We start from the raw sequence: 17,547 nt of genomic DNA, 5'->3' as shown, positions 1-17,547 counted from the left end.
TTTATTTCTCCTTCGCTGAAAAAATAGCCCGCGCCGATGAATAAAGACACACAGCCGCCGCGGTTGAAACATTCAAAGATTCTGCTGAACCGTGAACCGGCACCGATACCTTAGCGTTAGCCACCGCCTTCTCAGCCCGCGTCAGTCCCTGGGCCTCATTTCCAAAGAGCCACATGGTGGGTCGAGCTAAATCGTAGGCGGGGCGCTCGGAAGCCTCAACGCCCAGGCGAGCTGCCGCGGCGGCGTCCACCAGGTCATCAAGATTCACGTTACCGTAGCCGTCTGCCGCTAGAACGCCAATACCCTGCGCCTTGGCATCTTCGGCAAACTCCTCCAGCTCAATACCCTGCAGAATAGGCACGTGAAAGATAGAGCCGGCGGTAGAGCGGACGGTCTTGGGATTGTACAAATCTACCGAGCCCTTGGTGGTAATCACCAGCGAGGCACCGGCGGCGTCGGCGGCGCGCAGGATGGTGCCGGCGTTGCCGGGGTCCTGAACGCGGGCAAGGACGGCGATGAGCTTGGGGTTGATGGCGCCCTCGCCCCAGATGTCGGAGGGGGCAATGTCATTCTGGAAGGCAACAGCGATGATGCCCTGGGGGCTGACGGATTCGGCCATGGCGGCGAGGACGGGCTCGGTCACCATGCGCATGAAGACCTTGCGGCCGGGCTCGGGGGTGGGGGTGCCGTGGACGTCTTCGAGCAGGTCAACGATGTCGGGGTGACGGTCGAAGGCGCGCTCGGTGATGTAGACGGCATCGAGCAGGGGCTTGGTCTGGTGGGCTTTGAGGGCTTCGCGGACGGCCTGCGGCCCCTCGACCAGGAAGTGCCCGGTCTTGGTGCGGGCTGCCCGGGTGGCAAGTTTGGCGATGTCTTTGACGCGGTCTGCCTGGGGGTTTTCCATGACGACGGGGGTGCTGAGGCGTTCTTTGAAGTTCATAGGGTCTATTGTCTCACGGCTAGTTTGCTGGCCAGTCAGATTGTGGGGAAGGACGCGGTGGGCTGGGTTTACTCTTGTGAGAAATGTGGGTGCGGGGACACAGACAGAGTTAGCTGTGCTTGGTAAGGTAGTAGACACGAAATCTGTATTTTTCGCGCCCTTTCTGGTCAACGTCGCCCAGCTATCAGGTTGATGGTAAGGAGTTATCTTGAAAACTGATCTTGAAAAGTATGTTCAGATTTTTGAGCAGTTCCTTTGTCATGCCCACAATGAGGGTTTGTCTTCTGTGAATCATTTAAAGTTGATGAAGCTTGTGTGGGCTGCTGACCGTTTTCATCTGCGTCAGTTTGGCCGGACTGTTACTGGCGATACCTATGTTGCGATGAAGAATGGCCCTGTGGCTTCTGAGGGGCTTGATGTTATTCGTGAATCTGGCACCGGGTATTCGTTGCTTTCCCCGGATCAGCGTCAGTTTGTTGAAGAATTTATTGACTTCACGAATCATGAGGTTTCGCTGAAGTCTTCATGCGGTGACGATTTGTTGTCGCCCTCTGAGAAGATGATGATTCAGAAGTCGTGGGAGACTTTTAAGGGCTTTGACCCCTTCTATTTGGCGAATTCGATTACCCATCAGTACCCGGAGTGGTCGAAGTTTGAAAGTTTTTTCGAGCTTCAGCCTAAGAGCCGCCGGGCAATGTCTCTTGAGGATTTCTTTTTGAACCCTGAGAGCGACTCTTTTTTTGCACAGGATGAACAGACTCTAGAAGCTGCCCACGATATTTTTGTTTTAGATCATTCTTAGCTAGCAACCGCGTAAGTAGTCGTTTAGTGGGAGCTTGCTGTGCTTGAGAAGAATCTTAATTTATGGGCGTTGTCTGTTCGTGTAGGCGCCGTCTTTAAGTTCCGTGGCGAAAAGCCCTTTCCTGCCAACCGCGAGGTGGGCCATCATTTCATTGTTGTAGGTGTTGATGAGAAACGCCAGCAGTTGTACTACGTGGTAAATGGTAGTTCTAAGGTGTCACGTTGGAAGGCGAATATTCATAGAACTTTAGAGGCATTTCCTGGTGTTCGCCCGGAAGACACCTATGTGGTTATTCCTGGTGGTCAGACCCCGTACTTCCCTCGTGAGACGATGGTGAACTGCAATGCGGTTCATTCTTTATCGCTTGAAGATTTGAAGAGGGGAGAATTTGAGATGGTCAGCCCAAGTTATCTGGACGAGAGCAACCTGAGATTCTTGTTTCAGATTTTAAGGGCTGTGGTTGCTAGCCCCCAGGTCAGCGAGAGAGCAAAGAGAAAAGCTAAAGACCTTCTTGATGAGAACTAGCCCGAGAAGCAAATAAATCTGTTGAGGTTCAAGGAGATAGGTCTGTTTGCTCTGCTAGCTAAGTGGTAGTCTTTCCTTAACCGTTCAGCCCGCACCACCTCTTGGAGTTAGTAGCGGGCTGGATCTCTTTAAAGCTGAAGGTATACCTAGCTGATGATTTCGCTGAATCGCTCGTAGAACCGCTGTAGACGGTTGATAAGGCGTTCCTTACGTGCAGCACGACTTTCGCCGTTTACGGGTCGAGCAAAGCGGGAGCCGGTGGCCTTCATCAGTCGACCAATGCGTTCCCCATGGGTAGGTACTCCCCCGGCCAACCATGCATCAGCTATCAGCGCTCGTGTAGGTTCAGGGTTCAGTTTTTCCTCTTCAATAATCTTGTTGAGTTCAGCTGATGACTGCTCCTGAACGTGCTTCTTCCATTCGCCCTGCACGTCGTCCTCGTCGAAGGAGACCTTGTCGAGGAAGTCTTCGATGAGGTCCTTTTTGTTGTGCAGGGTGGGGCTTGAATCAACGGCACGTGTAATCTGTGAGCGCACTTCCTCATCGGTTCCGTTACTTCGCCGGTACTGTTCGACCAGCATGAGAATATGGTCGACACCGACCGAAACCTGTTTGATGAGTTCAATTTCGAAAATGAGGTCTTCAGTAATGTCTACAGGGTTGTTCTCGCTGCGTTCCCGCATACTGCGGTAGATATCGAGGTAGTGCGATTGGTAGTCTTGCACGTCGCGTGGAGCAAGAGTGTCGTCAGCTTCAAATTCGTCAAAGGCTGACAGGATATTCCGGAGCTTCAGTACCTCACCGAAAAGCTTGACGAACTTTTTCTGTGCTTGTTCGCCGAGCCCTCCTGAGCCCAGCACGTCGAGGGAGAAGCCTTTCTGCAGGGCTTCAAGGTTTTCGCGGTAGGTTTCGAGGTACTCTGCGTAGGGTTTGAGCAGGACGGTGGCACGGGCATCTTTGTTGCCGAAGAGGGCGAGTGCTTCATCGGTTTCGGTCTCGAGGTTTCGGAAGCAGACGATGTTGCCGTATGTTTTGACTGAGTTGAGAATGCGGTTAGTGCGGCTAAAGGCCTGAATCAGGCCGTGGGACTTCATGTTTTTATCGACCCAAAGGGTATTGACGGTCTTGGAGTCAAAACCAGTGAGGAACATATTGACCACGATAAGCAGGTCTAGTTCTCGGTTCTTCATTTTCTTTGAGACGTCTTTGTAGTACCTGTCGAAGCCTTCACCAGTAAGGTCGAAGGACCTGTCAAACATCTGGTTGTAGTCAGATACGGCGTCTTGCAGGAACATGAATGAGCCCATATCGAGCTCACTGGGGTTCAGCGATTCCTCTGCTAGGAAGTCATCAGTGTCGTCGTTGTGTGGTGCGGCAGAGTAGATGATTGCGACTTTGAGGGGTTCTATGCCGTGCTCTTCTAGCCGTTGCTGTTGCTCTGTTTGGAAGGCGTTGTAATAGACCTTTGCCGCGTCGATGGAGGCTGTGGCCAGGATTGAGTTAAACCCTTCAAGGCGCTTGTCTTTGAGCTGATAAGTTTCGTTGCGCTTTGTTTTTTGGTCATAGTGGTCGAGGATGTAGCGCACGATGGGTTTGATGCGTTCGGGTGAGCGCATAGCGGCTTCTGTTGCGATGCTGTATACCTCTGCGTCGTCAACCTTGTCTGCCAGTTTGACGCTGTTGTGGTATTCGACGCGGAAGGGCAGCACGTTCTTGTCACCGATAGCATCGACGATGGTGTAGGTGTGCAGTTTTTCGCCGAAGGCATCCTGGGTGGTACGGAGTTTGACGTTCCCGCCGCTTTTTGCGTTGGCATCGAAGATGGGGGTGCCGGTGAACCCGAACATGAAGTATTTTTTGAAGTTGCGGGTGATTGCTGTGTGCATGTCGCCGAACTGGGAGCGGTGGCATTCGTCGAAGATGAGGACGATGGGTTCAGCAAAGATGGGGTGGCCGGGGTTCTTCTTGATGAACTGGTCGAGTTTTTGGATGGTGGTGATGATGATTTGGGCGTTGGGGTCTTCGAGCTGACCTTTAAGGATCTTCGTTGAGGTATTGGAATTCGCGGCGCCCTTTTGGAAGGCGTCGTATTCCTTCATGGTCTGGTAGTCCAGGTCTTTGCGGTCGACGACGAAGATGACCTTGTGTACGGTATCGAGGTCCTTGGCGAGCTGGGCGGTTTTGAAGCTGGTAAGGGTTTTACCTGACCCTGTGGTGTGCCAGATGTAGCCGCCTGCGTCGATGGTTCCCTGTTTTTTGTAGTTGGTGGCGATGAGGATTTTTCGCAGGATTTTTTCGGTGGCCACGATTTGGTAGGGCCGCATGACTAGGAGGTCTTTGTCGACGGTGAAGACGCAGTAGCGGGTGAGGATGTTGAGCAGGGTGTGCCGGGCGAAGAAGGTTTTTGCGAAGGGGATGAGGTCGCTGATTCGTTTGTTGTTGTCGGTGGCCCACCAGCTGGTGAATTCGAAGGAGTCGGCGCTTGCTTGGCGACGGCGACGCTGTGATCGTTGGGAGTCTACGTGTTTGTAGCGGACGGTGTTGGAGTAGTACTTGGTCCTGGTGCCGTTGGAGATAACGAAGATTTGGATGTAGTCGTAGAGGCCGGTGTCTGCCCAGAAGGAGTCTTTTTGGTAGCGGCGTATCTGGTTGAAGGCTTCTTGAATTTCGACACCGCGGCGTTTGAGTTCTACGTGGACGAGGGGTAGGCCGTTGACCAGGATGGTCACGTCGTAGCGGTTTGAGGCTGCTCCTCCGTCGGTGACGTACTGGTTGATGACTTGCAGGGTGTTGTTGTGGATGTCGCGGCGGTCGATGAGTTTGAAGTTTTTGATGGTGCCGTCGTCGAGGGTGCAGGGTTGGATGGGCTCACGTTGGATGATTTGGGTTTTGTCGGTGTGGCTGGCGGTGGGGTTTGCTACGACGGTGGTGTAGAAGCGTTCCCATTCGGTGTCTGTGAGCTGGTAGTTGTTGAGTTTTTGGAGCTGGGTGCGCAGGTTGTTTTTGAGGTCTTCTGCGGTGCGGAGGGGGAGGTAGTCGTAGGCCTGGCCTTGGAGGGTTGCGATGAATTCGGCTTCGAGTTGGGCTTCGGTTTGGTAGGTGTGTTCTTGGTCGGCGGTGACGGGGATTTCGCTGGCGACGGTGTGCTCTTCGGTGAGCAGGATGGGGGTGATGGTGTGGGCTGGGTTGTGCTTGATGGCCATGGTTGTTCTTTCGTGGCTGGTTCAGAGGCGTGTGGCTGTGTGGTGAGGACGTTGTCGCCCCGGCTAGCCTGTGGGGTGTGGTTTGCCGAGGCGACGGTGTTAGAGGGGGTTAGGCGGCTTCTGGTTGGAGTTCTTTGAAGGTGAGGAGCTGGTCGCGGTAGTACTCGTACTGTTTGCGACGGGCAGCGATTTCAGCGGGTAAACCAGAGCTGATGTCATTGACAAGGGCGTCAAATTTATCCAATAAATCTGCGATTCTTTTCTGCTCATCCAACGGTGGAAGCAATATTGGATGTTCTTTAATGATTTTTGTATTCAGATCAGAACGTGCACCACGACCTTTAGACTTCAAAACTAAGTAATCTTTTTTCAACCAATAAAATACATACTTATAATATGCAATACTGGGATTCACCTGCAAGCAACAGCAGTGTTGATTCGTAACCATTTTAGATTTCAATACAGCTGACCGAGCGGCTGTTGCTCCAGAGATAGCAACCACCACAGAATTTTCAGGAACCATCTTCAGCCTGTAGTCATTGACTGCATTCTGAGTAATTTTTGTTTTCGAACAATAAATATCCCTGAACTGAATTTCCCCAGTCCTCAACCAAGGAATCTCACCATTTTCATAGTACTTTTTTTCACCCGCTCGAGGCGTTGCCCCAGTGCTCACAGTACTAACAATGCTACCCAAGCTGGTGTTTTTACCGTTTTCAATAGAAGAAAAGATGTTCTCCGAAAGGTAGGCATACTGCTTTCTCCGTGCCTCCAGCTCAGCCTCCAGCTCAGCCTCCAGCAAGGTGAATCTATCTAATATTCTAACAATTTCTTCCTGAATTTTCAGCGGTGGCACAGGGATTTTTATTTTAGAAAAATTTTGTGACGATATTCTTTTAACTTTAGTTCCGGTAATAAACTTTTCTTTTTGCTTCTGAAAATCTGCCGAGTTTAGAAAGTAAGAAACAAATTTTGGATTAAGGTTTTCTGGAGAGTAAATCATAGCGTCGCTGCTTACAGCAACTGGAGAATTACCTATCCATGCAACTGCTTTAGCAAGGTCTTCATCGTTTTCACTTGTAGTAGCGATTACAACATCACCAGGTTGCGCTAGCTTAGATTTACCAGCAACTGCTTCGTCAACAAAAATGTAAGTTTCTGAAGCCCACAACCCGTATCGAGTAAATATTTGACCGTAGTGTATTGCGGGAAACCCTTGTTCAAGGAAATCTTTCTTTTGAATACCGCTGCCTCGCGTAAAGGTTCCAGTTGCCCCCATCGACAGGTGCATAACCCCATTTGGACATAACTCTTCGATGAGTTCAGCAATCCTACTCATAATCTGCACCTGCTTCGAGTTCAGCCACAATGGCGTCAATCTCAATACGCAGCTGAGACTGGCGGGCAACGATTTGCTCAATCTCAGCATTCAGAGCAACAATATCGATGACCTCGCGGGTGTCCTCAGCTTCAACATAGGAGGACACCGAAAGGTTATAGTCATTCTCAGCAATAGCGCTGTTATCAACCAACTTAGCGAAGTAGTCGCTATCCTGGCGCTCAGCGAGCGCGTCCAAAATCTGCTGGCGGTGGGCCTTAGTCAGAGTATTCTTATTACCTGAACGCTCAAAGAGGGCCGAGGCGTCTACAAAGAGAGTCTTGTTGTCCTTCTTCGATTTCTTGAGCACAATAATGCAGGTACCAATGGTGGTACCAAAGAAGAGGTCCGGCGGAAGCTGAATCACGGCGTCCACATAGTTACCATCAATCAGGTACTTACGAATCTTGCCCTCTGCTCCCCCGCGGTACAGCACACCGGGGAACTCAACAATGGCAGCTGTCCCGTTTTCTGCCAGCCAGTGCAGAATATGCATGGTAAAAGCCAGGTCAGCCTTCGACTTAGGAGCCAGCACACCAGCCGGGGCAAATCGCTCATCGTTAATAAGCAGGGGGTTAGCGTCGCCCTCCCACTTCACAGAATAGGGCGGGTTGGACACAATCGCTTCAAAAGGCGCAATATCGCGGTGAGCCGGATCAAGCAAGGTATCCCCATGGGCGATATCAAAGTTCGCATAGTTGAGGTCATGCAGGAACATATTAATCACGGCCAGGTTACGGGTGGTCAGGTTAATCTCCTGGCCAAAGAAACCTTCCTTGACGTTTTCCTTACCCAAAACCTTGGCAAACTTCAGGAGTAGACCACCTGAGCCACAGGCCGGGTCATAGACCTTGTTGACCTTCTCCTTACCAGCCACAGCAATATGCGCCAGCAGCTCAGACACAGCCTGCGGGGTATAGTACTCACCGCCCGACTTACCCGCACTTGAAGCATACATACCCATCAGGTACTCATAAGCGTCACCAAAGGTATCGTTATGGGAATCCGCGAAGCTACTCAGCTTGAAGTTACCAACCTCGTTGAGCAACTTCCGCAACAGGTCATTCCGCTTAGGAATAGAAGACCCCAGCTTATTACTGTTAACATCCAGGTCATCGAAGAGACCACGGATCTTGTTATCTTCTTCGCTCAGAATCCCGCTAGCTGAGGATTCAATTCGCTTGAAAATGTCCTGTAATTCTTCGTTCAGGTTGTCATTGTTATGGTTAGCGCGCTGACGAACATTCTCGAAAAGGTCCTCGGGGAAGATAAAGAAGCCCTTTTCCTCAACTGTATCTTCGATAGCCTCCGGGTTCTCAGCAATCTCGACATTGGTCAGGGTCGCGTAACTTGGCTCGCCCTCTTCTAACTCGCTATCAAGGTAGGCCGTGAGGTTCTCCGAGATAAAACGGTAGAACATAAACCCCAAAACATACTGTTTGAAGTCCCACCCATCAACGCTACCGCGCAGGTCATTCGCAATTTTCCATAGGGCACGGTGTAACTCTGCCCGCTCAAGTTCCTGACTCATTTAGTCTTTCTTTCCGGTGTGTATGGCTGAACCAGCCATACACACCTGTTCCGGTTTCTACTCAAATTCTAGTAGGTGAATCCCTACGTATTTTTCATTGCTATCAACCCACCCCCGGAATAAACTCAATACCCCAGGTGTTGAGCAGTAGGCACTATAAACCAAACCGCAAGGAATGCCCCGTGCAGAACCAAGACATCAAACAGCTCGTCCTCGACGCCGCCCACCGCCGCCGCGCCATCAAGTTCTTCGACCCCGAGAAGAAAATCAGCAACGACGACATCAACTACATCCTCGAAATCGCTCGTCTCTCCCCCAGCTCCGTCGGCGCTCAGGGTTGGCGTTTCGTCGTCCTTCAGAACCCCGAAATCCGTGAAGCCCTCAAGCCCTTCAGCTGGGGCGCAGCCCGCCAGCTCGGCGGCGCAAGCCACTTCATCCTGCTCCTTGCTAACCGCAACATGCAGCATGACGGCCCCCACATGCAGGCATCGCTTACCTCCCGCAATCTCTCCCCCGAAGACCACGCTAAGGCCCTCGAAACATACAAGAGCTTCCAGATCAACGACATGGGGCTCACCACCGACCGCACCCTCTTCGACTGGGCCGCCAAGCAAACCTACATCGCCCTGGGCAACATGATGACCGCAGCCGCACTCATCGGCGTTGACTCCTGCCCCATCGAAGGCTTTAACGCAGACAAGGCCAATGCCCTCCTGGCTGAACACGGCATCATCGACCCTGAAACCGAAGGTATCGTCTCTATGCTCGCCCTCGGCTACCGCACCGAAGAACTCTCCTGGCCCCAGACCCGCAAGCCCGCCGAAGAGGCCATTACCTGGGTCAATTAACTAGATCCCAGCCCACCGCACACTTCAGGTAGCGCAGAAGCCCACCCCGCCGCCGTCCGCCCACGGACAAAAGCGGGGTGGCTTTTCCATGCAGAAATAGCTACCCCCTCCCTGAAACCATCTTGTACAAGATGTACTTTTAAGTCATGACTACAGCAACCCTCTCAGAGTTCCGTGCCAATCAAAGCGATTACATTGCGGCAGCACAAAAAGCCCCAGTAGAGCTCACTTCACGCGGAGCAAAACGCCGGGCCGTTGTGGTATCCCCTGAATTTTTTGACCGCGCCATCCAAGCCCTCGAAGACCAGGCCGATATCGCAGACGCCGCAAAAGCACGCTCAGAGAATGAAAGAATCAGCCACAGGTAAGGTACCAGTATTTCCTTTCCAGCCAAGAAAAAGGAACTACTCTCTCACCCCATGCGCAAGGTCTAGCCCTAAATATCTACACATCAATCATGCCAACCTACACTCATCGTGCCCTCAGCCCCGAAGACACTCCCCTACTCGAACAAGCGACCCTCGGAACCATAAACTGGTGTGGGCCGCGTTTCACGCTCACGGACGTCCGCGCCCGTCCTGAATTTTCCCACTACACCCGTTGTCAACCAGCACGCGGCGATTTCGGCATCGCCGCATACCACGATGAAGAACCAGCTGGGGTCGTCTGGGCCCTCTACTTGTCAGCGGATGACCCCGGTTACGGTTACATCGACGAAACAACCCCCGAAATCAGCCTCTGGGTATCAGAAGAGCACCGCGGCCTCGGTCTTGGCCGAATGCTTCTACAGGCCATCATTTCAGAAGCTACCACCAGGAACTTGAACCAGATTAGCCTCTCTGTAGAAGCCGACAACTTCGCCCGCAACCTCTACCTAGCCGAGGGCTTCACCCCTGTAGTAGGCCGCGAAAAGGACGGGGTAATGCTCCGAAAACTGTCATAAAGCCAGCAACCTTGTGCCGCTGCCGACCCTCCAGCCCCACCATTTACCGCAAGAATACAAGGACGCCGCCCCTCACTCCCCTGCTCAGAGGCAGGAAAGCGGGAGGCGGCGTCCGCACCCCACCTGCTCGGTGGGGAAAGACAAACCTAAAAAGACTTAGGCAGCCTTGGGAGCTGAAGTGTCCTCAGGCAGGTTGTTCTTAGCAATCTCAACCAGAGCAGAGAAAGCAGCAGGCTCGTTAACAGCCAGCTCAGCCAGCATACGGCGGTCAACCTCAACCTCAGCAGCCTTCAGGCCCTGGATGAAACGGTTGTAGGTCAGGCCCTCAGCGCGGGCAGCAGCGTTGATACGCTGAATCCACAGGCGGCGGAAGTCGCCCTTCTTCTTACGACGGTGGTCGTAGCTGTATACCAGTGAGTGAGTGACCTGTTCCTTAGCCTTGCGGTACAGGCGTGAACGCTGTCCACGGTAGCCGGATGCTCGATCAAGAATTACTCGGCGCTTCTTGTGCGCGTTAACCGCGCGCTTCACACGTGCCACGTGTGTCTCCTTCGTCTTAATGTCCTTGCCAGTTCAAACAAACCCTGACAAGGAGCGAGTCTAAAAATTTTCAGCCCTCTCGGGGCACAAGCCTAAAAGTAAGAAAAACCTTACTTGTTCAGCATCTTCTTGATGACCTTAGCCTGGCCACCGGTTACGATCTGATCTGATGCCAGACGGCGAGTCAGGCGGGAGGACTTGTGCTCCAGGTAGTGGCGGCGGTTAGCCTGCTGGCGCTTAACCTTGCCAGTACCGGTGAGCTTGAAGCGCTTCTTAGCACCAGAGTGGGTCTTCTGCTTCGGCATATCTGCCGTTCTCCTTACGTTCTACCTTCGAGCTTTCGCCCGAAAGAATACTTGAGCGAATTGGATTCGCAATTGCGAGTTGGATTCATGCTCCGTGGAAACAAGGAGCCATGCAACCAGACACCAAAGCTATAACTCTAGAAGAGTTCAGACAGGGGTGTCTATATTCCGCCGTGTGCGTTCCGCCTCAGTCTTACTCTGAGTCAGCTTCGCTAGCCTGAGCCTTGAGCTCTTCGGGCATTGCATCAGCCAAAGAGTTCGAAACGGGCTTAGCGTTCTTGGTGTCAACACGCTCACGACCCTTGCGGCCGCCAGAACGCTGCTGCGATTCCTTACGAGCCTCTGCCTTACCGCGCAGAGGAGCCAGAACCATCACCATGTTACGGCCGTCAACGCGGGGGTTAGACTCAATGGTGCTAACCTCTGCGAGATCGCCGGCCATACGCTCTAGCAGGCGCACACCCATCTCGGGGCGCTGCTGTTCACGACCACGGAACTGAATCATAGCCTTGACCTTGTCACCGCCGGTGAGGAAACGACGAGCGTGACCCACCTTGGTTTCGTAGTCATGGGTATCGATTTTCAGGCGGAAACGAATTTCCTTCAGAGAAGCATTAACCTGCTTCTTGCGGGATTCACGTGCTTTAACTGCGGCTTCGTACTTGTACTTGCCGAAGTCCATGAGCTTGCATACCGGAGGCTTAGCAGAGGGGGCAACCTCTACCAGGTCAAGGTCAGACTCCTGCGCCAGGCGCAGAGCGTCTTCTAGGCGTACGATACCGACCTGTTCGCCACCGGGGCCGACCAGGCGGACTTCCGGAACGCGGATACGTTCATTGATGCGTGGATCGCTAATGAGTAGCTCCTGTTAGCTCAGTGGGTTTCCCCGTGAATTGATTTCAGCGCTTGGCAGGCATAAAAAATGCCTCCGTTGCGCACGCAAAACGAAGGCTACCCTGGTATAAGCCACTCGCAGGTGACCTACCGTATAACCCGACGATTGTCGCTGGATGAGCGTATCGATGCGGGTGGGAGTAATCTCCGCTTTGCAAACTCTTAGAATACTACCGGAAAACCTGCCAGCCTTCAACGGTTCTGCCACGGTGGGCAGTATTTCACACCCAGAAATAAATTGTTTGTTCCCTGCTCGAGTGTGAGATTCTTTTAGCATGACTGAAAACAATACTTTCCGTTTTGAGGCAGATTCATCTGCCGCAGAAGATTCAACCCAGCATTCATCCCGCACCGAGCTCACCGACGAGCAGATTCAAGCGGTCAACGATCAGATTCGTGACATCGCCGAGGTACCGGCTATTGAAGTGATCACCACCGCAGCCGTGCACCTCATGAGCGCCGCTGCTGTTAAATGCGGCCTGGCCGAAGATGACAACGCAGAGGAACTCAAAGACCTCGATGAGGCCCGCAAGCTCATCACCGCACTGGCAGGTTTCGTCACCGCCGCAGCCCCTGAAATTGGCTCCCAGCACGCTGCTCCCCTGCGCGATGGTCTGCGCACTCTGCAGCTAGCCTTCCGCGAAGCCTCCATGATTCCCGATGCCCCCGGCCAGGGTCCCGGCGAAAAGTTCACCGGCCCCGTCTACTAATCCTCTTCAGAACGGTGGATCGGTGCACAAAGCTAGGCCGCAGCCAGGGCAAGCTGCACCGAATCCACCTTTTCTGAAATCACAGAAGAAGCCGCCAAGCGCTGCTGAAAGCTAGCCACGGTACGATTCAGTTGCTCCTGGGTTAAACCGGCAATCAGCAGCAGAGTAATTTTGAGCTCTGGACCAGGGCCACCACCTGAAAGTGTCCGCCCCGAAGCGGTAACCGAAGCAACCCCCTGCCCCGCCTCGGCCCGCACGTCAACAATCTCGGGGAAATCTTCAACCAGCCGGGCAAGTTCTGCCGCCACAGCGGCGTCCTTATAGGAGGGCACCCACTCTTCGGCTTTAGCGATAGCCCACACCGCGGGACGGCGCAGCACAAAGGTCAGCTCGCTGCCGGGGTTCACCACAATCAGCTGGTTGTCATCCTCTACCGCTGCCAGACAGGTCTTCCGCATATCAGCGGCTACCGGCCGGGCAGAGGCATGCCAGGAGGTCAGGGCATCAACGGAGGTAAAGACGGGCAGGGCCCGGCGACCGTCCGGAGCTTGAATCGAAATCAGCGCCATGTCTGACTCCTTATCGGAGACCAGGCCCTCATCGGTAATTTCCGCGTGGGTCACCTCAGCCAGCACCGGAGCAAAGACTCGTGTGGAGCGCAGGGCATTAACCAGGCCCTCTTCGGCCAGGTCACCGGTGCTGAAGCTATCGAAGGCCCGCTGCACCGATTCTTCGGTCAGCCCCGTATCGGTGGGGTACTGATGGGTGTGGCTGGTGCCCTCCCCCAGATTTCGCCCGGCCCAGGGCTGACCAGCGGTATCGGTGGCCCGCCCGGCACTTGCCAGCTGCGCCTGTATATGGGCGGGAAGCTCCCGCTTTTGCGCGTGAGTATGTTCCTGGCGGGAACCTGCCTTCGAATTTTCAGTCAAATGACTCACCTAGACCCTTGAAACTACGGGCGACCCGCTACCTCGAGCGCCTCCTCGAGGGTAAATTTACCCGCGTAGAGAGCCTTACCCATAATTGCCCCCTCAATGCCGAAGGGCACCAGCTCGGTCAGAGCCCTAATATCGTCGAGGTTAGAGATACCGCCCGAAGCTACCACCGGCTTATCGGTGCGGCGGGCTACCTCCTTGAGCAGGTCCAGGTTAGGGCCGGTCAGGGTGCCGTCTTTGGTCACGTCGGTCACCACATAGCGGGAACAACCGTTCGCTTCGAGACGGTCGAGAACCTCCCAGAGGTCACCGCCCTCCTTGGTCCAGCCCCGGGCAGCCAGGGTGGTGCCACGAACGTCGAGGCCCACGGCAATCTTCTCGCCGTAGCGGGCAATGACCTTCTCGGTCCACTCGGGATTTTCCAGGGCGGCGGTTCCCAGGTTCACGCGCTCGGGATTCAGCGACAGTGCCCGTTTCAGGGATTCATCGTCGCGGATACCTCCGGACATCTCAATTTTCAGGTTGAGCTGCTGGGCAACGCTGGTGAGAACCTCGATGTTATCGCCCCTGCCAAAGGCGGCGTCGAGGTCAACCAGGTGAATCCACTCGGCACCGGCGTTCTGCCAGGCCAGAGCGGCTTCAAGCGGATCACCGTAGCCGGTCTCCGAGCCGGCTTCACCCTGCACCAGGCGAACAGCCTGGCCGTTTGCGACATCAACTGCGGGCAAGAGCTCCAAACGATTTTCTGCCACGTTTACTCCATTCTTTGTAAGTCTTAGTTATAGGCAAACATCACGTAGGCGCCGTAGCCGAAAATAGCCAGGCCCACCAACGCCATGATGATTTGAACTGCCAGGGGTAGTTTCTGCTGGCGAAAGGACCAAGCGCCGCCCACGAAGAAAGCGCCGAAAACCATGAGTAGCAGCCCCGAGACCGTGGGTGTCATTATTCGCCTACCTCCTGGTTTTCAGCAGCCAGCGCCGAGTCAAGACGCCCCGTTACCTTCAGCGAACCAATCCAGTTTCGCAGCAGCTGAATACCGGCCTCAGCAGATTTTTCAGGGTGGAACTGGGTCGCCGAGAGAGGACCGTTTTCCACCGCCGCAATGAAGGGGCCACCGTGGTGAGACCAGGTGACCTGCGGGGGAAACATGGCCTCGTTGTTCTGGTCAAAGTTCCACTCCTGCACCCCGTAAGAGTGCACAAAGTAAAAGCGTTCCTTCTCAATACCCTTAAAGAGCACGGTAGATTCGGGAACCTCAACGGTATTCCAGCCCATATGGGGCACCACGTCTGCCTTAAGCTTCTCAACGGTTCCAGGCCACTCCCCCATGCCCTGGGTCTCTACGCCGTGCTCCAGGCCCTTTTCAAAGAGAACCTGCAAACCCACGCAGATACCCAAAACCGGGCGGCCGCCGGCCACGCGACGTCCTATCATCCGCAGGGCCTGAACTTCTCTCAGACCGTCCATCACAGCTTTGAAGGCGCCCACGCCGGGCACCACCAGGCCGTCGGCATTGAGAACATCGGATTCTTTGTTAGAAAGCAAGACCCTGGCGCCGGCCTCCTCGAGCGCGCGAACGGCAGAGCGCACGTTACCCGCGCCGTAATCGAGGACGACGACGCTGGGCTTGGTCTGGTCGGAGACGGCGGTATCTGCCATTTAGAGGGCTCCCTTGGTCGATGGAATTCCACGGTGCCGCGGGTCAGGTTCCACGGCTTCGCGCAGGGCCCGGGCCAGCGCCTTGAACTGGGCCTCTGCGATATGGTGGGGATCGCGCCCACCCAGCACGGTCATATGCAGGCAGATTCCCGCGTGGTAGGCGATAGCTTCGAGCACGTGGCGCACCATTGAACCTGTAAAGTGCCCGCCGATGAGGTGGAACTCAAAGCCCTCGGGCTCGCCCGAGTGCACCAGGTAGGGGCGGCCCGAAATATCAACCACGCAGTTAGCAATGGCCTCGTCCAGGGGAACGGTCGCCGTTCCAAACCGGCGGATGCCCGCCTTATCCCCCAGGGCCTGGCGTAGCACCTCGCCAATCACAATACCGGTATCTTCAACGGTATGGTGAACGTCAATGTGGGTATCGCCGCTGCACTTGATCTTCATGTCAATCAGCGAGTGCTTGGCCAGGGCGGTGAGCATATGATCGTAAAAAGGAACCGAGGTGTCAATCTCTGACTTACCGGTACCGTCTAGGTTAATTTCAACGCTGACCGAGGACTCACTGGTGGTTCGCTCTAACCGGGCCACCCGGGGGCCCAGGCCGGTGCTGGAGAGGTACTTTTCTTCTGTCTCAGAGGTAGCTGTCATGGTTATCCCTTCAGGTACTTTTCCAGGCTGGTGAGAAAGGCGGTAGTTTCTTCTTCTGTACCGGCGGTGACGCGCAGATGGCCGGCGATGCCGTTGTCCCGCACTAGCACGCCGTCATCGAGAAGAGCCTGCCAGGCCTCTTTTTCATTCTCCAAACCACCGAAAAAGACGAAGTTAGAGTCAGACTGCGCGGGTTTGAGACCGAGCTCGGTGAGCTTCTCAACAATGCGATCTCGCTGGGCTCGGATATCTTCAACATTAGCCAAAAGCTGGCCCCGGTGGCGCAGGGCTGCAAGTGCGGTGGCCTGGGTGACCGCTGAAAGGTGGTAGGGCAAACGAACCAGCCGCACGGCATCTGCAATCGCGGGGGCCGCTGCAAAGTAGCCAACTCGGGCACCGGCGAGTGCAAAGGCCTTGCTCATGGTGCGGGTTACCACGAGATTGTCTCGACCCTCTAGCAGGGTGAGAGCTGTCTGCGAAGGATCCTGGGCAAATTCTGCGTAGGCTTCATCAACGATGGTGATGCCGTTGTAGGTAGCGACAGCCTCATAGACTGCCTCTACAACTGCAAGTTCAAGGCCGGTGCCGGTGGGGTTATTGGGCGAGCAAAGCACCACAATATTGGGGCGGTGTTCCCTAATCTGTTCCACCGCCGACTCGACCGAGAGGGAGAAATCTTCCGCTCGCTGACCGGCAATGAACTCGGTATTGGTGCCATCAGCTAAGAGCGGATACATGGAGTAGGTGGGTACGAAGCTCATCACGCTTCGACCGGGGCCGCCGAATACCTGAAAGAGCTGCTGAAGAATCTCGTTGGAGCCGTTAGCGGCCCAGAGATTTTCCTTACTGAGGCCGTGGCCCAGATAGGCGGCCAGCTCTTCGCGCAGGGTAACGAATTCACGGTCTGGGTAGCGGTTGAGGTTCAGGGCAACCTGGTGAACCTCTCTACCAATAGCTTCGACGACCTCGCGGGGCATGGGGTGGGTGTTCTCGTTGACGTTAATGGTCACCGGAACATCAATCATGGGCGCACCGTAAGGCGAGCGACCGCGCAAATCCTCGCGGATGGGCAAGCGGTTTAGCTGCTGTAGGGCGGCATTTTCTGAGCTATTTTGAGATGCAGACACCGTTTAAGTTTATCGATAAGCCAGCCGTGTTACCTTATTTTGCAGTATATACAGGAACTTCCAGCTGCTGGCCGCCCTGAATAGCTACCGAGTCAAGGTCGTTGATTTTCATAATCTCGTTGACTACATCGCGGGTGTCTTGCTCAGGGGCAGTCGCCGCAGCAATATCCCAGAGGGACTCCCCTGCCTTTACCTGTACCAGAGCGGTTCCCTCAGATTCTAAGTCAGCATCGCCCGCCTGAACGGGACCGGCTGTAAGAACCGAGATAGCCCCCAGAACGATCAGAGCCAGCAGGGTCAAAAGAGGCAGACCCCGCAGGATAAAGCGGCCGCGACGGGTCAGCTTCATCTTCTGCTGCCGCCCGGCGGCTTTTTGCCCCTTTACTGACGGGGCGGTACGAGAGTTGGTAGGTAGTCCACGACGAGGTGCGAGTGCCACAGCGCTCATGAGTTCTCTCCTAACACGTATTGATGACCTTCGATCGAGTCGAAGTTGAATTAGAACAGCTGTTCTAAGTTCGTATATATGTTCTATCAGAAAATTCGAACATAG

General features: G+C 54.5%; 20 protein-coding genes. 6 read left to right on the top strand and 14 right to left on the bottom strand.

The window, feature by feature from the left end; all coding sequences use genetic code 11:
- Window position 1 precedes the first annotated feature (1 nt).
- Window positions 2-940 carry a TrmH family RNA methyltransferase gene (locus tag IEV00_RS07790; RefSeq protein ID WP_188359780.1) on the bottom strand — a complete coding sequence of 313 codons (939 nt, stop codon included), beginning with the start codon at window positions 938-940 and terminating at the stop codon, window positions 2-4.
- Window positions 941-1,148: 208 nt separating this feature from the next.
- Here IEV00_RS07790 and IEV00_RS07785 point away from each other — a divergent pair, with 208 nt between their 5' ends.
- Together IEV00_RS07785 and IEV00_RS07780 are read left to right on the top strand one after the other, a co-directional pair.
- Window positions 1,149-1,742, top strand: coding sequence for a Panacea domain-containing protein (locus IEV00_RS07785; protein WP_188359779.1), 594 nt, complete (start codon window positions 1,149-1,151; stop codon window positions 1,740-1,742).
- Window positions 1,743-1,781: 39 nt separating this feature from the next.
- Window positions 1,782-2,267 (top strand): hypothetical protein, encoded by a 486-nt coding sequence (locus tag IEV00_RS07780; protein ID WP_188359778.1) that lies wholly within the window; start codon window positions 1,782-1,784, stop codon window positions 2,265-2,267.
- A 146-nt stretch (window positions 2,268-2,413) separates the two neighbouring features.
- Here the strand turns inward: IEV00_RS07780 and IEV00_RS07775 are convergent, their stop codons facing one another.
- The 3 genes from IEV00_RS07775 to IEV00_RS07765 form a co-directional block, all read right to left on the bottom strand.
- The gene (locus IEV00_RS07775; RefSeq protein ID WP_188359777.1) at window positions 2,414-5,470 is read right to left on the bottom strand and encodes a type I restriction endonuclease subunit R; all 3,057 of its coding nucleotides are present in this window, start codon (window positions 5,468-5,470) and stop codon (window positions 2,414-2,416) included.
- A gap of 109 nt (window positions 5,471-5,579) precedes the next feature.
- The gene (locus IEV00_RS07770; RefSeq protein ID WP_188359776.1) at window positions 5,580-6,809 is read right to left on the bottom strand and encodes a restriction endonuclease subunit S; all 1,230 of its coding nucleotides are present in this window, start codon (window positions 6,807-6,809) and stop codon (window positions 5,580-5,582) included.
- The gene (locus IEV00_RS07765) at window positions 6,802-8,379 is read right to left on the bottom strand and encodes a type I restriction-modification system subunit M (RefSeq protein WP_188359775.1); all 1,578 of its coding nucleotides are present in this window, start codon (window positions 8,377-8,379) and stop codon (window positions 6,802-6,804) included. Before IEV00_RS07765 ends, IEV00_RS07770 begins: the two co-directional genes overlap by 8 nt.
- A 182-nt stretch (window positions 8,380-8,561) precedes the next feature.
- On the opposite strand from IEV00_RS07765, the gene IEV00_RS07760 reads away from it, so the two are divergent.
- From IEV00_RS07760 to IEV00_RS07750, 3 genes are all read left to right on the top strand, one after another.
- Entirely contained in the window at window positions 8,562-9,227 is a 666-nt protein-coding gene (locus tag IEV00_RS07760; RefSeq protein WP_188359774.1) for an NAD(P)H-dependent oxidoreductase, read from the top strand.
- A gap of 146 nt (window positions 9,228-9,373) precedes the next feature.
- Window positions 9,374-9,595: a type II toxin-antitoxin system prevent-host-death family antitoxin gene (locus IEV00_RS07755; RefSeq protein ID WP_188359773.1), complete on the top strand. Its 222-nt coding sequence runs from the start codon at window positions 9,374-9,376 to the stop codon at window positions 9,593-9,595.
- 89 nt (window positions 9,596-9,684) lie between these two features.
- On the top strand, window positions 9,685-10,170 hold the full coding sequence (locus tag IEV00_RS07750) for a GNAT family N-acetyltransferase (RefSeq protein ID WP_188359772.1): 486 nt from the start codon (window positions 9,685-9,687) through the stop codon (window positions 10,168-10,170).
- A gap of 156 nt (window positions 10,171-10,326) precedes the next feature.
- Here the strand turns inward: IEV00_RS07750 and rplT are convergent, their stop codons facing one another.
- From rplT to infC, 3 genes are all read right to left on the bottom strand, one after another.
- Complete coding sequence (gene rplT, locus IEV00_RS07745; protein ID WP_135011424.1) at window positions 10,327-10,710, bottom strand: 50S ribosomal protein L20; 384 nt, start codon at window positions 10,708-10,710, stop codon at window positions 10,327-10,329.
- A gap of 110 nt (window positions 10,711-10,820) precedes the next feature.
- Window positions 10,821-11,015: a 50S ribosomal protein L35 gene (gene rpmI / locus IEV00_RS07740; RefSeq protein WP_168615440.1), complete on the bottom strand. Its 195-nt coding sequence runs from the start codon at window positions 11,013-11,015 to the stop codon at window positions 10,821-10,823.
- 193 nt (window positions 11,016-11,208) lie between these two features.
- Window positions 11,209-11,823 (bottom strand): translation initiation factor IF-3, encoded by a 615-nt coding sequence (gene infC, locus IEV00_RS07735; RefSeq protein WP_229723147.1) that lies wholly within the window; start codon window positions 11,821-11,823, stop codon window positions 11,209-11,211.
- Between the two features lie 361 nt (window positions 11,824-12,184).
- Between infC and IEV00_RS07730 the strand changes: the two genes are divergently transcribed.
- Window positions 12,185-12,619 (top strand): DUF1844 domain-containing protein, encoded by a 435-nt coding sequence (locus IEV00_RS07730; protein ID WP_188359771.1) that lies wholly within the window; start codon window positions 12,185-12,187, stop codon window positions 12,617-12,619.
- Window positions 12,620-12,651: 32 nt separating this feature from the next.
- On the opposite strand, the gene IEV00_RS07725 is transcribed toward IEV00_RS07730, so the two are convergent.
- The 7 genes from IEV00_RS07725 to IEV00_RS07695 are packed head-to-tail and all read right to left on the bottom strand — an operon-like array spanning window position 12,652 to window position 17,442.
- A complete protein-coding gene (locus tag IEV00_RS07725; protein ID WP_373868235.1) occupies window positions 12,652-13,557 on the bottom strand; it encodes an SseB family protein in 906 nt (301 codons plus the stop codon).
- A gap of 14 nt (window positions 13,558-13,571) precedes the next feature.
- Entirely contained in the window at window positions 13,572-14,306 is a 735-nt protein-coding gene (gene priA, locus IEV00_RS07720; RefSeq protein ID WP_188359769.1) for a bifunctional 1-(5-phosphoribosyl)-5-((5-phosphoribosylamino)methylideneamino)imidazole-4-carboxamide isomerase/phosphoribosylanthranilate isomerase PriA, read from the bottom strand.
- A gap of 23 nt (window positions 14,307-14,329) precedes the next feature.
- Window positions 14,330-14,500, bottom strand: a complete 171-nt coding sequence (locus IEV00_RS07715) for a CG2302 family histidine operon protein (RefSeq protein WP_188359768.1) — start codon at window positions 14,498-14,500, stop codon at window positions 14,330-14,332.
- Window positions 14,500-15,216, bottom strand: coding sequence for an imidazole glycerol phosphate synthase subunit HisH (gene hisH / locus IEV00_RS07710; RefSeq protein WP_188359767.1), 717 nt, complete (start codon window positions 15,214-15,216; stop codon window positions 14,500-14,502). Before hisH ends, IEV00_RS07715 begins: the two co-directional genes overlap by 1 nt.
- A complete protein-coding gene (hisB, locus tag IEV00_RS07705; protein ID WP_188359766.1) occupies window positions 15,217-15,867 on the bottom strand; it encodes an imidazoleglycerol-phosphate dehydratase HisB in 651 nt (216 codons plus the stop codon).
- Window positions 15,868-15,869: 2 nt separating this feature from the next.
- On the bottom strand, window positions 15,870-16,994 hold the full coding sequence (locus IEV00_RS07700; protein ID WP_188359765.1) for a histidinol-phosphate transaminase: 1,125 nt from the start codon (window positions 16,992-16,994) through the stop codon (window positions 15,870-15,872).
- A gap of 34 nt (window positions 16,995-17,028) precedes the next feature.
- Window positions 17,029-17,442 carry a LysM peptidoglycan-binding domain-containing protein gene (locus tag IEV00_RS07695; protein WP_188359764.1) on the bottom strand — a complete coding sequence of 138 codons (414 nt, stop codon included), beginning with the start codon at window positions 17,440-17,442 and terminating at the stop codon, window positions 17,029-17,031.
- Between the last annotated feature and the right edge of the window lie 105 nt (window positions 17,443-17,547).

Origin of the sequence: Rothia aerolata (genome assembly GCF_014635585.1) — a bacterium.
Classification (GTDB): domain Bacteria; phylum Actinomycetota; class Actinomycetes; order Actinomycetales; family Micrococcaceae; genus Rothia; species Rothia aerolata.
This window is presented reverse-complemented; position numbering and strand designations above follow the sequence as displayed.

What these genes read in the sequence shown, in the direction of transcription:
- IEV00_RS07790 (WP_188359780.1), bottom strand. Translation starts at nt 940, where the DNA reads ATGAACTTCAAAGAACGCCTCAGCACCCCCGTCGTCATGGAAAACCCC.
- IEV00_RS07775 (WP_188359777.1), bottom strand. Translation starts at nt 5,470, where the DNA reads ATGGCCATCAAGCACAACCCAGCCCACACCATCACCCCCATCCTGCTC.
- IEV00_RS07770 (WP_188359776.1), bottom strand. Translation starts at nt 6,809, where the DNA reads ATGAGTAGGATTGCTGAACTCATCGAAGAGTTATGTCCAAATGGGGTT.
- IEV00_RS07765 (WP_188359775.1), bottom strand. Translation starts at nt 8,379, where the DNA reads ATGAGTCAGGAACTTGAGCGGGCAGAGTTACACCGTGCCCTATGGAAA.
- IEV00_RS07755 (WP_188359773.1), top strand. Translation starts at nt 9,374, where the DNA reads ATGACTACAGCAACCCTCTCAGAGTTCCGTGCCAATCAAAGCGATTAC.
- IEV00_RS07750 (WP_188359772.1), top strand. Translation starts at nt 9,685, where the DNA reads ATGCCAACCTACACTCATCGTGCCCTCAGCCCCGAAGACACTCCCCTA.
- rpmI (WP_168615440.1), bottom strand. Translation starts at nt 11,015, where the DNA reads ATGCCGAAGCAGAAGACCCACTCTGGTGCTAAGAAGCGCTTCAAGCTC.
- IEV00_RS07730 (WP_188359771.1), top strand. Translation starts at nt 12,185, where the DNA reads ATGACTGAAAACAATACTTTCCGTTTTGAGGCAGATTCATCTGCCGCA.
- IEV00_RS07715 (WP_188359768.1), bottom strand. Translation starts at nt 14,500, where the DNA reads ATGACACCCACGGTCTCGGGGCTGCTACTCATGGTTTTCGGCGCTTTC.
- hisH (WP_188359767.1), bottom strand. Translation starts at nt 15,216, where the DNA reads ATGGCAGATACCGCCGTCTCCGACCAGACCAAGCCCAGCGTCGTCGTC.
- hisB (WP_188359766.1), bottom strand. Translation starts at nt 15,867, where the DNA reads ATGACAGCTACCTCTGAGACAGAAGAAAAGTACCTCTCCAGCACCGGC.
- IEV00_RS07695 (WP_188359764.1), bottom strand. Translation starts at nt 17,442, where the DNA reads ATGAGCGCTGTGGCACTCGCACCTCGTCGTGGACTACCTACCAACTCT.